Raw genomic sequence first — 13,306 nt, forward strand, 5'->3', positions numbered from 1 at the left:
ACCGCAGGGCGGACGCGTTCGCGACGAGCTGGGGCACGAGCTCCGCCAACACCTCGGCCGAGGGCACGAGCCCCGCCGCGACCAGCTCCTCCACGGGCGCGCTGAGCGCCGACCGCACCGGCGCGCCCAGCCGCGACGGTACGGGTGTCCCCGCGGGCAGCCCCGTCCGGGCGGCCTCCTCCGCGGTGACCGGCAGCAGAAGTGCCGCCGGGTCGGAGAGCCCGTCGCGCGGGTCCAGCGGGTCCAGTCGGTCCGCGAGCACCGCGGCGATCTCGTGGTGCGGGGGCAGCGCGGCCTGCCGCGCCTGCGCGGTCCGCAGCCGGACGTGATCGGGCGAACCCGGCAGCCCGCGCCGGGCCACCACCGAGTCCACGGCGTGCCGCAGCAGCCCCGCGAGCCGGGCTGTCAGCTGTCGGCCCGCCGCGGCCTCCGTCAGGGCCCGCAGCATGATGCCGGTGTTCGACTTCGGATCCCGGTGCTTGCCGCAGCGGGTGTGGACCGCCGCCAGCTCCCGGTACCGCTCCAGGAGGACCGCCGCCTCCGCGCACCCGGCCTCGATCGCGGCCCCGGCCGTCCGGCCCCCGGCCTCCTCGGTCCGGCCCGCGGCCCCGGGTGACGGGCCGGCGGTCCGCGTGCACGGGTCGGCGCCGTCCGGGTCCGACCGGCGGACCAGCCAGTAGGTCAGCAGGACGTCGTCGAAGGGCCGCCACACCGCCAGCGCCTCCCGCTGGGTCTCGACGGCGTCCCGCGGCCCCCGGGCCCGCAGCGCGCCCGCCGCCGCTCCGACGCTGCCCCGGTGCACCCGGTCGGCGTCCACGGCGGGCCGGTCCGTCACCCGGGGCAGGAAGCGCAGGCGTCCGGCGAGCGGACGCACCTCCGCGACCAGGGCCGCGGCCGCCGCGTAGTCCTCGGCCCGGACCAGCCAGGCCACCGTCAGCAGGACGGCCTCCTCCGGCCGCAGCAGCGCGTAGCGCCCGCTGTCGAGCAGAGCCCACAGCTCGGCCAGGCCCTCCTCCTCCAGGAAGTGGGCGAACAGCGCCGCGCGTTCCGCGGGGACGCCGGCCCGTCGGGCCCAGGCGGTCTCGTCCGCGCCGAGGGGTCCGTCCGCGGCGGCCTCCCCCGTCGCGAACCCACCGCGGACCACCTTGGGGGTCGCCCAGACGGGCAGCCCCGCCACCGGGGTCCGCGAGCCGATCGACAGGCTGCCGTCCGCGATGCCCGCGAGCACCGCCCGCCACTGCCGGACCCTGTTCCCGGCCCGGTCCCGCACCGAGGGGTCGGCGTGGGTCCGCGCGGTGTGCAGGGCGCGTGCCAGTCGGTCGGCGGCGTAGGCGGGAGAGACGGATCCTGACGCGGATCCGCAGGTGGAGCCGGACCCAGAGCCGGTGACGGGCGCGGACGCGGAGCGGAGTCGGGCGGCGGACTGCGGATGCTGCTGGTCAGCGCTCTCGTTCATAAGCCGGCGTGGCAGGTTCTGCCCCTGCGCCCTCCGGGTCTGGAGCCCGGTGCTCTGGCTGACTGAGCTACACGCCGTTCGGTGGACCCGACCCTAGGCGGGCCGAGGCCGACCCGGCAACGCAATTCCCGTGCCCCGCCCGGGAACGGCACCGGCCCGCCCGGCGTCCCCCACCCTGCGGGATCCTGACCGGTACCCGGACCGACCCGGCCCGGGCCGACCGGCGGCGACGGGGACACGGTCCCGGGAGACGGTTCCCGCGCACGGGCACACGACGACCACATGGGGGAGAGGGGCGCGGTATGGCGGGAGCGGGCGGCAGGAGGGGGCCGGGCCTCGTGGCCCTGGCGGTGGGCGTTCCCGTGGTCGCCGCGGGCACGGTGATCGTCCTGGCGTTCGCGGGCGCGGGCCCGCCGGAACCCGGACCGCTGCACCGGGACGCGGCGGCCTACCTGGAGGCCGTCGGGGGCGGTGGGGCCGCGATCCCGGCCGCGCGCCCGGCCTGCCCCGCGGACGGTCCGGACCCGGCGGCGGAACTCCGGCGCCTGGCAGGGGCCTTCGGCCACCGCATCGTCTCCTCCGGCGAGAGCGGGGACACCGCCCACCTCGACGCCGACCTGCTGCCGCCCGGCGGCGCCGAGGTCGCCGTCGTCCTGGACCTGCGCCGGAGCGAAGGCCGGTGGCAGGTCTGCGCCGTGACCACCGGCCGTACCGCGATCGACCCCTTCTGACCGCCGGGGCCGCGAGGCGCTCGCGGTCCCCGCGTCACCTATCGGGGCGCGCGCCGCATCGCCCACAGGGCGGGACCGCCGCCCGGGAGCCGCAGCTCCTCGCGCACGACGAAGCCGAAGTGCTCGTACAGGGGCAGGTTGTCGGGCTTGGAGGACTCCAGGTACACCGGTAGCCCCGCCCGGTCCGCTTCCGCCAGACCCGACCGGAGCAGGGCCGAACCGTGACCCCGCCCCCGGGCGGCCGGGTCCGCTCCGACCACCGCCAGGTACCAGTGCGGCTCCTGGGGGGCGTGCGCGGCGGCGGCCGCGACGGCCTCCCCGAACAACTCGGCCCGGTCACCGAGGATCTCCCGGAGCAGCCGTACGGTCTCCTCGTCGGGGACGGCCTTCTCCGCCCCCTCCGGCGGGACCCAGAACGCGGCCGCCGCGTCGGTGCGTTCACACCGGCCGTGGAGTCCGTACTGCCGGGTGAAGAGCGTGCCGAAGTAGCGCTCCAGCCGTTCCGGTCGGGTCTCGTCGGAGGGGAAGAACCACCGCATCATCGGGTCGTCCACGAAGGCGCGGGACAAGTGGCGGGCGACCGCCGGGGCATCGGCGGTCACGGCCGCCACCGGTGTGTTCGAGAGGTGCACACCGCCCATTCTGCACCTTGATGATCTTTAACCTCCGGGGGGTCCCCCAGGGCCCTCCCGGTGGGTCACGCCTCCCCGGACGCCCTCTCCTTGAGGAACCGCTCCACCTCGCCGGCCACGCTCGGCTTCACCGCCGAGGACCGCGCACCCGGCCGCGCCGGCCCCTCGTGCACCCCGAGTCCGCCCACCCACACGTACCCGAAGGCCGTCTCGCCGCCGATGCTCGGACTGACCTGGACGTCCACCTGCGCCAACCGGGCCGAGGGCGCCGCCACGTACAGGGTGGCCGTCACCCGCCGCTGCGGATACAGGTTGAACCCGTCGATCCGGTCGGCCCCCTGTTCGTCCACGAAGGGCCCGTGCCCGTCGCGCCCCACCCGCACGTTGTAGTGGTAAGGGTGCGAGGTCAGCTCGATCTCGAAATGACCGGCGCCCCGGTTCTCGAACGTCACGTGGAACCCCAGGTAGGTCAGTCCCCGGGCATCCCGGTGCCGGCCGCGCGACGGCACCGCCTTCCGGAGCCCGTGCACCCGCACCCGGAGCCCCGCCCACTCCTGCGACTGGTACTCCTGCCAGTCCCCGAACACGTTCGGTACGTCCACGACCCCGCCCCCAAGTCCGCCCGCTCCCAACGCCCTTCAGACTAGGGCGCCGGCCGGCCCCGTGGGGCCGAGCCCGCCGTACCCGAGGCCCCGGCCGACCCGGCGGCACCACGGCCCGGCACGGACCGGGACCCGTCGGTGGGCGCACCGGCAGCGGCACCGGCGGCTCCCGCCGCCCCGACTCCGGCGGGCGCCGCCGGCCGCGGCTCCGGAGCGCGTTCCGGCCGCAGACCCACGATCAGGGCGCCCACCACCACCGCCATGCCGAGCCACACGGTCGGGCGCGGGGCGCCGCCGCCCGACGCGGTGTGCGCCAGCGCCGCCGCGACCGGAGCCACGCCCGTCAGCAGCCCGGCCCGCGCCGAACCGGCCGCCGACACGGTGGCGTACCACAGCACGAACGCCAGCGCCGTGACGAGGACCGCCAGGTACCCCACGGCCGCCCAGTCCGCCCCGTCCAGACGGGCCACGGCCGCCGGTCCCTCCACGGCCACGCCCAGCACCACCAGCAGCGCCGCGCCGAGCCACGCCGCGTGCAGGGACACCCCCCAGGGCCCGTGGCGGCCCAACACCGGGACCGCGAGCAACGTGAACGCGGCCTCGCAGGCCAACGCCAGGGCCGCCCAGGCGGTGCCCGCGGCGTCGGTGCGCCCGGTGCCCTCCACCAGCACCGCTCCGACCACCACCACCGAGGCCGTCACCAGCACCCGGGCGCCGGGCCGCCGCCCCTCCAGCAGCGGACCCACCAGGCCCAGGACCACGGGCACGCAGGCCATCGCGACGGCGATCACGGCCGGTTCGGCGTGCGCCACCCCCCGCACCACCGCCACGTTGAACAGCACCAACCCCACCGCCGCGAGGCCCACCAGCCACAGCCACTCCCGCCCCCGGGGCCGCACCAGCGGGGCCCGCACGGCCCGCGCCAGCAGGAACAACACCAGGGCGGCCAGGCCGTAGCGGACCGCCTGGGAGGTCAGCAGCGGGGCGTCGGTGAGGGTCCGGGACACCGCCACACTCGCGCCCACCAGGGCCATTCCCGCCGCCCCCGGGGCCAGGGCGCGCAACGAGGAGGTCGGGGCGTCGGGGGCGGCGCCGGAAGGGCCGTCGGGGGCGGGGGAGCCGTGCGTCGTCATGGCTCCACCCTGCGGCACCATTGGCGCCATGAGCAGGTCCAAAGCAGACCCGTCCGACAGGTCCAATGAGCGGCCGACCGCGTCCGTGGCGCCCGGCCCCGATTTCCTCCAACTCGACATCGGCCAGGCCCCGCCCCGAGGCCGCACCGACTGGTTGACCGGCCGGCTCCGCCAGGCCGTCGCGGACGGACGCCTCCCCGTCGGCAGCCGGCTCCCGGCCGGCCGGGCCCTCGCCGAGGAACTCCGCGTCTCCCGGGGCGTGGTGACCGAGGCGTACCGACGGCTCGCCGAGTCCGGGCAGACCGCGGGCCGCGGCCGACACGGCACGATCGTCGTCGCCGCCCCGACCGCCCCGACCCCGCCCCCGGCCCGGGGCGAGCCCGACCCGGCCCGCCGGTCCGCCCCGGGGCCCGGGACCGCCCGGACCGCGACCCGACCGCGCCCACCGGTCGCCCCCACCCGCCTCCGCGCGGCGGCCACCGGCACCGGCAGCGCCCTCGCGATCGAGGAACTGCGTTCCCTGGACTGCCGGTTCGACCTCGCACCCGGGGTGCCCGACCTCGCCGCCTTCCCCCGCACGGCCTGGCTGCGCGCCGAACGCGCCGCCCTCACCGGGCTGGACCCGGCCGCCTTCGGCTACGGGGACCCGCAGGGCACTCCCGCGCTGCGCCGCGCGGTCACCGACTGGCTGGCCCGCAACCGCGGCGTCCGCGCCGACCCTGCCGAGGTGGTCGTCGTCGCCGGGGTGGCCCAGGGGCTGGCCCTCCTCGCCGGACTGCTCCGCGAGGAGGGGATCGACCGGATCGCCGTGGAGGACCCGGGTTCCCTCGGGGGCCGCCGCCAGTTGGAGGCCCACGGGATGACCACCGAGCCGGTGCCGGTGGACGCCGCCGGCCTGGACGTGGCCGCGCTGCGGGCGGGCGGGGCCCGCGCCGTCCTGACCACGCCCGCCCACCAGTTCCCCACCGGCGCCGTCCTCGGCGGGGACCGCCGCCGCGAGCTGCTGGCCTGGGCGGAGGCCGGCGGCCTGGTCATCGAGGACGACTACGACGCCGAGCACCGCTACGACCGCCCGGCCGTCCCCGCCCTGAAGTCCCTGTTGCCGGAACGGGTCTGCTACGCGGGCAGCGTCTCCAAGCTCCTCGCCCCCGCCCTCCGCATCGGCTGGCTCCTCGTGCCCGAGGCGTACCGGGAGCGGCTGGTCCACGCCAAGCGGTACGCGGACCTGGGCAACGCCGCCCTGCCGCAGCTGGCCCTCGCCCGCCTCATGGAGTCCGGGGACCTGGAACGGCACCTGCGGCACGTCCGGCGCCGGCACCGGCGCCGCCGGGACGCCCTGCTCACCGCGATGGCCGACCGGCTCCCGGGCGCCACGGTGCGGGGGGCCGCCGCGGGACTGCACCTGACGGTGACCTTCGACGGAGCCTTCAGCGACGTCGACCTGGCCGGGGCGGCCCTGGCGCGGGGCGTCAAGACGCACCCGCTGTCCTGGCACCGGGTCCGCCCCGGCCCGCCCGGACTCGTCCTCGGCTACGCCGCCACGCCCCCCGCGGACTTCCCCGGAGCCGTCGCCGCCCTCGCCGACGCCCACCGCGGCGTCTCCTGAGCGGGGCGCCCGGTCTCAGGGGCGGGGCAGGGCCTCGGCGAGCGCGATCTGCGCGGGATCGACGGAGGTCCGGCCGTCCTCGACGTCCCACAGGGCGTTCTGGAGCAGCCGGGCCAGCGTCCAACCGGCGGCCCGGTCCCGGTCCAGCTCCAGGGCCTCGGTCAGCAGGTCGAAGCGGCGGCGCACCGTGCGGGCCACCTCCCGGTTCGCCACGAGCCGCTCCCGGCCGGAGTCGAGCGCGGGCCACAGGTCGAACCCGGGGTCGCCGACGAGGGGTTCGGGGTCGATGGCCAGCCAGGGTTCCCGCTCGCCGGCGAGCACGTTGTCCGCGTGGAGGTCCCAGTGCAGCATCCGGTCCCCGGGCTCACCGGCCAGCTCGGTCAGGGCGGCGGCCCAGTCGGCCAGCCGGCGCCGGTCCGCGGGGTCCGGCAGGGCGGCCAGGGCGGCCGGCACCTCCGCGAGCATGTCCTCGGCGACCCGGCCGAGACGCGGCAGGTCCGCCGGGGCCGGTCCGGCGTGCAACCGGGCCAGGATGCCGGCGAGGATCCCCGTCGCGCGGTCGTCGTCCGCCAGGGAGGCCAGGGACCGGGCTCCGTCCAGGCGCTCCAACAGAGCGGCCCCGCGCCCCGGGTCCGCGTCCAGCAGCCGCACGATGCCCCGCCCCTCCCAGGCCCGCAGCCCGGACAGCGCGGCGGCCGTCTCCGCGCGGGGCATCTGGAGCCGGAGCACGGCGGGGCCGCCGTCCCGGTCGCGCACGGGGACCACCAGAGCGGCCTCGCCGGAGCGGAGCTCCCCGTCGCGGGTCAGCTCCCAGCGGTCCGCGAGCTCGGCCACCAGGGCGGGCAGGCCCGCGATCCACTCCCGCTCCGGCGCGCGCCCGTGCGCGGTGTGCGAAGCGACGAGGGCCGCGGGGACCTCGATGTGTCGGGGGTCCACGGACGTCCTTCCTGAGCGGGGCCGGGGCGGGTCAGGCGGCGGTGAGGCCGCCGGCGCCGGGCAGCGGGACCAGCGAGGCGTACTCCAGGGGCGCCGACGGGTCGATCGACACGTGCAGCGGCGCGGGCTCGGCCCCCGAGCGGACCAGGAGGTCGCCCACGGCGGCGATCATCGCACCGTTGTCGGTGCACAGGGTCATCGGCGGGACGCGCAGCTCGATCCCGGCGGAGGCGCACCGCTTCTCGGCCAGCCCGCGGACCCGGGAGTTCGCGGCCACCCCGCCGACCACGATCAGGGTCCGCACCCCGAACTCCTTGCACGCCGCGACCGCCTTGCGGGTCAACACGTCCGCCACCGCCTCCTGGAGGGCGGCGGCCCCGTCGGCGACCGGCACCTCCGCCCCGCGCGCCCGGTGCCCCTCCACCCAGCGGGCCGCCGCCGTCTTCAGGCCCGAGAAGGAGAAGGCGTACGGATCGTCACCGGGCCGGGTCAGCGGTCGGGGGAAGGTCACGGCCTTCGGGTCGCCCTCGCGGGCGGCCCGGTCGATGGCCGGACCCCCGGGGTAGGGGAGCCCGAGGATCCGGGCCACCTTGTCGAAGCACTCCCCGGCCGCGTCGTCCAGGGTGTCGCCCAGGTGCACGATCGGTTCCCGGACCAGGTCCCGGACGAGGAGCAGGGAGGTGTGGCCGCCCGAGACGATCAGCACCACGCAGGGCTCGGGCAGCGGGCCGTGCTCCAGCGTGTCCGCGGCCACGTGGCCGGCGAGGTGGTGGACCCCGTAGAGGGGCACGTCCGCCGCGAAGGCGAGGGCCTTGGCCCCGGCCAGCCCCACCTGGAGGGCCCCCGACAGGCCGGGTCCGGTGGTCACGGCCACCGCGTCGATGCCGTCCGGACCGATCCCGGCCTCCGCCAGGGCCCGGCCCACCACCGGGGCGAAGGACTGGAGGTGGGCACGGGCCGCGATCTCCGGTACCACGCCCCCGAAAAGGGCGTGCTCGTCCATGCTCGACGCCACCACGTGCGCCAGGAGCCTGCCGTCCTGCACGATGCCCGCGCCGGTCTCGTCACACGAGGACTCGATTCCCAGCACCACCGGTCCGCCCACGGGACCCTCCTTCTGCTCAATTACTGCAACTGCAATATATGTGCAAGAAGCGGGCCGCTCGATCGGGGGAAGAGCGTCACGGGGCGGTTCCCCGGCTCCGCCCGCGGCCCACACATCACCGCATGAACGTCACCGCCAACATCGACAGTACCCGCCCCGTGGCCACCCTGATCAACGTCTTCACCGTGCCGCCCGGTCGCCAGCAAGAGCTCATCGAGCTGCTCGCCCACGCCACCGAGACCACGATGAAGCACCGCCCCGGCTTCATCTGTGCCAATTTCCACGCCAGCCAGGACGGCGAGCGCGTGATCAACTACGCCCAGTGGGAGACCGAGGAACACTACCGCCGGATGCTCGCCGACCCGGAGGCCCGGGTGCACATGGACGAGGCGGCCGGCATCGCCACCGACGTCCAGCCCCGCCTCTTCCGCGTCGCCTCGCACCACCCCAGGGCCTGACCGCCCCCGTTCCCGGCCCCCGCTCCCGGCCCCGATCCCCTTCTCGGCCCCGGGCGCGGGGGCTTCCTCGTGCCCGGGGCCGGTCCCGGTGCGTTCCGGGTCCGGTCCCGGGTCGGGTGGAACGACCCGATCCGGTCATGGTGGGTGGCCGTTCGGTGAACCGCGCGGGGCCCTCCGCGGGAGAGCGGTCGTCGAAAGGGGAGCTCAGGGGCGGATGGTGCGGAGCCCGTCCGCTGAGCGGACACCGGGTCGCCACCGGTCCCACCCGGGGTGAGCTGCGCGGATCGCGGACCCGCGCCACCCAGTGATCCGATATGCGGAACGGGTGTCCGTAAATCGGCGCTCGATATGCGAACGCCCTTCGGATCAGACAGAGTTGGTCCCGTTCGACCGGTCGAAACCAAATCAAATTCTTCCTTCAACCTTCGATCCGAAAGTGGGTTCTGTCGTGCGTCACCGCATCGCTGCCACCTCCGCCGCCGCCCTTCTGTCCCTGGCCGGCGCCACCGGCGTGGCAGAGGCGCAGCCCGCGAGCCTGTACGCCCCGTCCGCCGTGGTCCTCGCCGTCTCCCAGGGCGAGGACGCCGCCGCCACCGTCCTGCGGGCGTCCACCCTCAGCTGCGCACCCACCGCGCAGGGCACGCACCCCGACCCGCAGGCCGCCTGCGCCGCCCTGAACGCGACCGGCGGCTCCCTCGACGGCCTGCTGGCCGCCCCCGACCCGGACCGCGCCTGCCCCATGCACTACGACCCGGTCACCGTCACCGTGGACGGCATCTGGCAGGGCGGCCGCGTCGCCTGGAAGCACACCTTCTCCAACTCCTGCGCGATGTCGGCCACCCTCAACGGCAACGCCGCCTTCTCCTTCTGACGGCACCTCGGGAAACCCGTGCCCCGGCCGCACCCGGCCGGGGCACGGGCACGTCCGCGTTCGGGTGCGGCCCTGAAACCCCCGTGCGCCCGCGGGCCGCGGGCGCCTAGCCTCGGGGGATGGCCCGCACCACACCCTCGCGTCCGCGCGACGTCGAACGTCTCTTCCCCGAGCTGGTCCCGTTCCGCCGCCCCGCCGTCCGTCTGCACCCGCGTTCCGGCACCCCGACGGTGCGGGAGAGTTCGGTGGGCGGCCCGCTGTTGTGGCCCCGCGAGGAACCGTGGCCCACCTGCCCCGACCACCTCGGCACCCCGATGGTGCCCGTCCTCCAGCTCTTCGCCGCCGACGCCCTGGGCCTCGTCCCGTTCCCGGACGGCCTCGACCTGCTCCAGCTCCTGTGGTGCCCGCTCGACCACGACGGCTGCTGGGTGCGCCCCGCACTGTTCCGGCGCGCCTCCGGCCGGGTCACCGAGGTCCGCGAACCGCCGCCGGTACCGGCCGGAGCGGCGTACGGGCACGTCCCCGCCCCCTGCGTCGTCCACCCCGAACGGGTCGACGAGTACCCGAGCTGGGACCTCCCCGAATCCCTCTGGGACGCCCTGGAGCCACGGTTCGACGCCCTGGAGGAGGACTCGGGCTGGAGCTACGAGTACCACCTGGCCACCGCGCCCGGGACCAAACTCGGCGGCTACCCCGGCTGGTGCCAGGACCCGGACTGGCCCGCCTGCCCCGACTGCCGTGAACCGATGGAGCACCTGCTGACGGTGGAGAGCGGGGAGGCCGACAGCCTCTCCGGCACGATCTGGACCCCCTACGAGGACCACGGAGTGCGGTACTCGGGTCCCGGCCTCGTCCTCGGAGACGCGGGCGGCGTCTACTTCTTCGAGTGCCCGACCTGCCCCGGCCGTCCCGGCGCCCACCGCTACGACTGTTCCTGACCGCCGGTCCGCCGGGCTCCCGGCGGTTCAGACCCCCGGGTCCGGCGGGTCCGTCAGGCGGTCGCCGGTCACCAGCATCCCGGCTCGCTTCAGCGACCGCAGGGCCGGGATCACCTCGATCTGACGGACCCCGGGCAGCAGGCCCAAGCGCTCCGTCAGATACGTGTACAGGTGCACCGTGTCCGTGCACACGAGCACCGCGAGGAGGTTCGTCGGACCGGTCACGGCCGCGGCGAACGGCACCTCCACGTGCCCGGCCAGCGCCGTCCCGACCTCCGCGAGCCGGGCCGGGTCCACCGTCAGGAGGACCGTCGCCTCCGTCTCGTAGCCGAAGTGGCGCGGGATCAGCTCCAGGTCGAAGAAGAGGGCCCCTTCTTCGACCAGCCGTTCCATCCGGCGCCCCACCGTCGACTCCGACAGCCCCGTGGTCCGGGCCAGCACCGGACGCGGGGTCCGGCCGTCCCGGGCCAGGACGCCCATCAGCCGCGACTCGGCCGCGTCGAGGACGTACCGGCCCGCCGAGGGGCGCGGCGCGGGCGGGGTCAGCTCCGCGATCTGGCCGGGGGAGAGGAAGTCCACGCCCGGCCAGGGATCCGGCCCTCCGAAGAACTTCCGCAGGATGGTGTGCGCCGCCACCTCCCGCACCTGCTCGGTGCGCGGCAGCCGGTCCAGCAGCAGCGCGTCCCGGTCCTGACGGGTCCGGGCCCGCGTCATCGCGTGGATGTCACCGCCGCCCCCGCTGATCGTCACCCAGGCGATGTCCGGCCGCCGGGCCAGCGCCCCGGCCACCGCCCGCGCCGCCGCCGGCGCGCACCGCACCCGCAGCCAGGACTCGAACAGGCCCACCCGACTGCCCAACGGCAGCCCCACCACCCGCAGCAGGCCCTCGCCCCGCATCCGGCGGTACCGCCGCTGCACCGTCTGGTCCGAGACCCCCAGCACCTCGGCGAGCCGGGTGAAGGAGGCCCGGCCGTCGATCATCAGGGCCTGCACCAACCGCCGGTCCAGCACGTCCAGCACCGGATCGGCCCGCGGGGCGTCCGGCCCGCCCTTCGATTCCCTCGCGTCCATGGAATCCATCATCCCAGCCCCCAGGGTGTCGGATTCCGCCACTCCCACGCCCCTGGCGTGGTTCCCGGGCGCCGTGGCCCGACCTTGGGACGGGCGCCGGCAGGCGCCACCGGAGCCCCGACCCCCGGGGGAGGGCCCGGCCGACACCGCGGCACCGCCCGCCACCGATCACCGTTGAGGAGAGAACCCATGCGCAAGTGGGCGCCGCTGACCGCGGTCTGCCTGGGGGCGTTCATGCTGCTCGTCGATGTCACCATCGTGACCGTCGCCCTGCCCGACATCGCCGCCGACACCCACACCGGCTTCGCCGACCTGCAGTGGGTCATGGACGTGTACGCCTTGGCCCTCGCGGCCCTGCTGCTCGGCGCCGGCTCGCTCGCCGACCGGGTCGGACGCCGCCGCGTCTACACCGCCGGCCTCGTCGTCTTCGCCCTCGCCTCCCTGGCCTGCGGGCTCGCCACCGGCCCGGCCACCCTCATCGGCTTCCGCGCCGTCCAGGGCATCGGCGGCGCCGCGATGTTCGCCACCACGATGGCCCTGCTCAGCGCCACCTACCAGGGCCGCGACCGGGCCGTGGCCTTCGGCGTCTGGGGAGCCGTGAACGGCGCCGCGGCGGCCGCCGGCCCCGTCCTGGGCGGCCTCCTCACCGAGCACGCGGGCTGGCGCTGGATCTTCTTCGTCAACGTGCCCCTGTCGGCCCTCGCCGTCCTCGTCACGCAGCGGTTCGTCCGCGAGTCCAAGGCGGGTCGCGCCGGCCGCTTCGACCCGCCCGGCCTGGTCACCTTCACCCTGGGGGCCGCCGCGCTGACCTACGGACTGATCCGGGTCGCGGAGGACGGCTGGACCGGCACCCTGCCCCTGCTCTGCTTCGGCGTCGCCCTGGCCGCGTTCGCCGCCTTCATCCGCGTGGAGGCCACCAGCGCGCACCCGATGGTCGACCTGACCCTCTTCCGCAGCCCCGTCTTCAGCGGGATCATGGCGGCCTCGCTGCTGCTGTCCGGCGCCGCCTTCTCCTACCTGCTGTACGTCTCCCTGTGGCTCCAGTCCGCCCGGGGCCTGGGCCCGGTCTCCGCGGGCCTGGTGCTGTTGCCGCTGAGCCTGGCCGCCTTCGCGGTCTCCGCGGCCGCCGGCCGGTTCCTGCACGGGCGCTCGCCCCGCCCGGTCATCGGTACCGGCCTCCTCCTCATCGGCGTCGGCGCGGCCCTCCAGGCCCTGCTCCTCGACCCCGGCGACGGCGGTCTCGCCCTGCTGCCCGGCCTGGTCCTCACCGGCCTCGGCGTCGGCGCGGCCACCCCGCTGCTCGCCTCGGTGGCCATGGGCGCGGTCCCGCCGACACGGGCGGGCATGGCGGGCGGCGCCCTGAACACGGCCCGTCAGCTCGGCAACGCCCTGGGCATCGCGGTCCTGGGCGTCGTCTTCCACTCCGGACTGGAGCACGGCCTCGGCCCCGCCGGGGACCTCGCCGGCCCCCTCGCCTCCGGTCAGGGCGCGGCCCTCACCGCCGCCCGCCCGGCGCTCGCCACGGCCATCGACCAGGGCTTCGTCACCGGCCTCCGCGACACCTTCCTCGCCTCGGCCGTCCTCGGCCTCCTGGGCGCCCTCGTCGCCTTCCTCACCCTCCGCACGCCCCGCACCCCCCTCCCGACCCAGCGCACGGGCGAGGGGGGACCCGCTCAGAGTCAGCCGCAGGTGGACGGGGGGACACCCGGAGGGAATTCCAGCCCCGCCGGCGTTTGAGGCGCGGGGGTCCGGGGGCGGAGCCCCCGA

At 76.3% G+C, this 13,306-nt stretch carries 12 protein-coding genes, 1 tRNA gene and 1 pseudogene; 6 read left to right on the forward strand and 8 right to left on the reverse strand.

Features of this window, described 5'->3' with window-relative positions:
* Positions 1–1,456 (reverse strand): annotated as a pseudogene (locus tag ABTZ17_RS33025) (hypothetical protein); the annotation flags it as partial.
* Positions 1,457–1,459: 3 nt separating this feature from the next.
* Positions 1,460–1,533, reverse strand: a tRNA-Trp gene (locus ABTZ17_RS33030).
* A gap of 225 nt (positions 1,534–1,758) precedes the next feature.
* Between ABTZ17_RS33030 and ABTZ17_RS33035 the strand changes: the two genes are divergently transcribed.
* Positions 1,759–2,187 carry a hypothetical protein gene (locus ABTZ17_RS33035; protein ID WP_352199487.1) on the forward strand — a complete coding sequence of 143 codons (429 nt, stop codon included), beginning with the start codon at positions 1,759–1,761 and terminating at the stop codon, positions 2,185–2,187.
* A 38-nt stretch (positions 2,188–2,225) separates the two neighbouring features.
* On the opposite strand, the gene ABTZ17_RS33040 is transcribed toward ABTZ17_RS33035, so the two are convergent.
* Genes ABTZ17_RS33040 through ABTZ17_RS33050 form a run of 3 tightly spaced genes read right to left on the reverse strand, consistent with a single transcriptional unit; the run spans position 2,226 to position 4,554 of the window.
* Positions 2,226–2,828 (reverse strand): GNAT family N-acetyltransferase, encoded by a 603-nt coding sequence (locus ABTZ17_RS33040; protein WP_352199488.1) that lies wholly within the window; start codon positions 2,826–2,828, stop codon positions 2,226–2,228.
* 56 nt (positions 2,829–2,884) lie between these two features.
* Positions 2,885–3,421, reverse strand: coding sequence for a hypothetical protein (locus tag ABTZ17_RS33045; RefSeq protein WP_352199489.1), 537 nt, complete (start codon positions 3,419–3,421; stop codon positions 2,885–2,887).
* Between the two features lie 41 nt (positions 3,422–3,462).
* Positions 3,463–4,554 carry a DMT family transporter gene (locus ABTZ17_RS33050; protein ID WP_352199490.1) on the reverse strand — a complete coding sequence of 364 codons (1,092 nt, stop codon included), beginning with the start codon at positions 4,552–4,554 and terminating at the stop codon, positions 3,463–3,465.
* A 28-nt stretch (positions 4,555–4,582) separates the two neighbouring features.
* Here ABTZ17_RS33050 and pdxR point away from each other — a divergent pair, with 28 nt between their 5' ends.
* Positions 4,583–6,160, forward strand: coding sequence for a MocR-like pyridoxine biosynthesis transcription factor PdxR (pdxR, locus tag ABTZ17_RS33055; protein ID WP_352199491.1), 1,578 nt, complete (start codon positions 4,583–4,585; stop codon positions 6,158–6,160).
* A 15-nt stretch (positions 6,161–6,175) separates the two neighbouring features.
* Here pdxR and ABTZ17_RS33060 read toward each other — a convergent pair whose 3' ends face one another.
* Positions 6,176–7,096 carry an aminoglycoside phosphotransferase family protein gene (locus ABTZ17_RS33060; RefSeq protein ID WP_502994950.1) on the reverse strand — a complete coding sequence of 307 codons (921 nt, stop codon included), beginning with the start codon at positions 7,094–7,096 and terminating at the stop codon, positions 6,176–6,178.
* 31 nt (positions 7,097–7,127) lie between these two features.
* The gene (tsaD, locus tag ABTZ17_RS33065) at positions 7,128–8,189 is read right to left on the reverse strand and encodes a tRNA (adenosine(37)-N6)-threonylcarbamoyltransferase complex transferase subunit TsaD (RefSeq protein ID WP_352199498.1); all 1,062 of its coding nucleotides are present in this window, start codon (positions 8,187–8,189) and stop codon (positions 7,128–7,130) included.
* A 134-nt stretch (positions 8,190–8,323) separates the two neighbouring features.
* Between tsaD and ABTZ17_RS33070 the strand changes: the two genes are divergently transcribed.
* The 3 genes from ABTZ17_RS33070 to ABTZ17_RS33080 all read left to right on the forward strand — a co-directional run bounded on the left by ABTZ17_RS33070 (position 8,324) and on the right by ABTZ17_RS33080 (position 10,468).
* The gene (locus tag ABTZ17_RS33070; RefSeq protein WP_352199492.1) at positions 8,324–8,659 is read left to right on the forward strand and encodes an antibiotic biosynthesis monooxygenase family protein; all 336 of its coding nucleotides are present in this window, start codon (positions 8,324–8,326) and stop codon (positions 8,657–8,659) included.
* A gap of 436 nt (positions 8,660–9,095) precedes the next feature.
* On the forward strand, positions 9,096–9,530 hold the full coding sequence (locus ABTZ17_RS33075; protein WP_352199493.1) for a subtilase-type protease inhibitor: 435 nt from the start codon (positions 9,096–9,098) through the stop codon (positions 9,528–9,530).
* Positions 9,531–9,649: 119 nt separating this feature from the next.
* Positions 9,650–10,468 (forward strand): YwqG family protein, encoded by an 819-nt coding sequence (locus ABTZ17_RS33080; RefSeq protein WP_352199494.1) that lies wholly within the window; start codon positions 9,650–9,652, stop codon positions 10,466–10,468.
* 27 nt (positions 10,469–10,495) lie between these two features.
* Here ABTZ17_RS33080 and ABTZ17_RS33085 read toward each other — a convergent pair whose 3' ends face one another.
* The gene (locus ABTZ17_RS33085) at positions 10,496–11,539 is read right to left on the reverse strand and encodes an Lrp/AsnC family transcriptional regulator (protein WP_352199495.1); all 1,044 of its coding nucleotides are present in this window, start codon (positions 11,537–11,539) and stop codon (positions 10,496–10,498) included.
* Positions 11,540–11,728: 189 nt separating this feature from the next.
* Between ABTZ17_RS33085 and ABTZ17_RS33090 the strand changes: the two genes are divergently transcribed.
* Entirely contained in the window at positions 11,729–13,276 is a 1,548-nt protein-coding gene (locus ABTZ17_RS33090; protein ID WP_352199496.1) for an MFS transporter, read from the forward strand.
* Positions 13,277–13,306 lie beyond the last annotated feature (30 nt).

The sequence above is a fragment of the Streptomyces sp. NPDC097619 genome, from assembly GCF_040302735.1.
Lineage (GTDB): Bacteria > Actinomycetota > Actinomycetes > Streptomycetales > Streptomycetaceae > Streptomyces.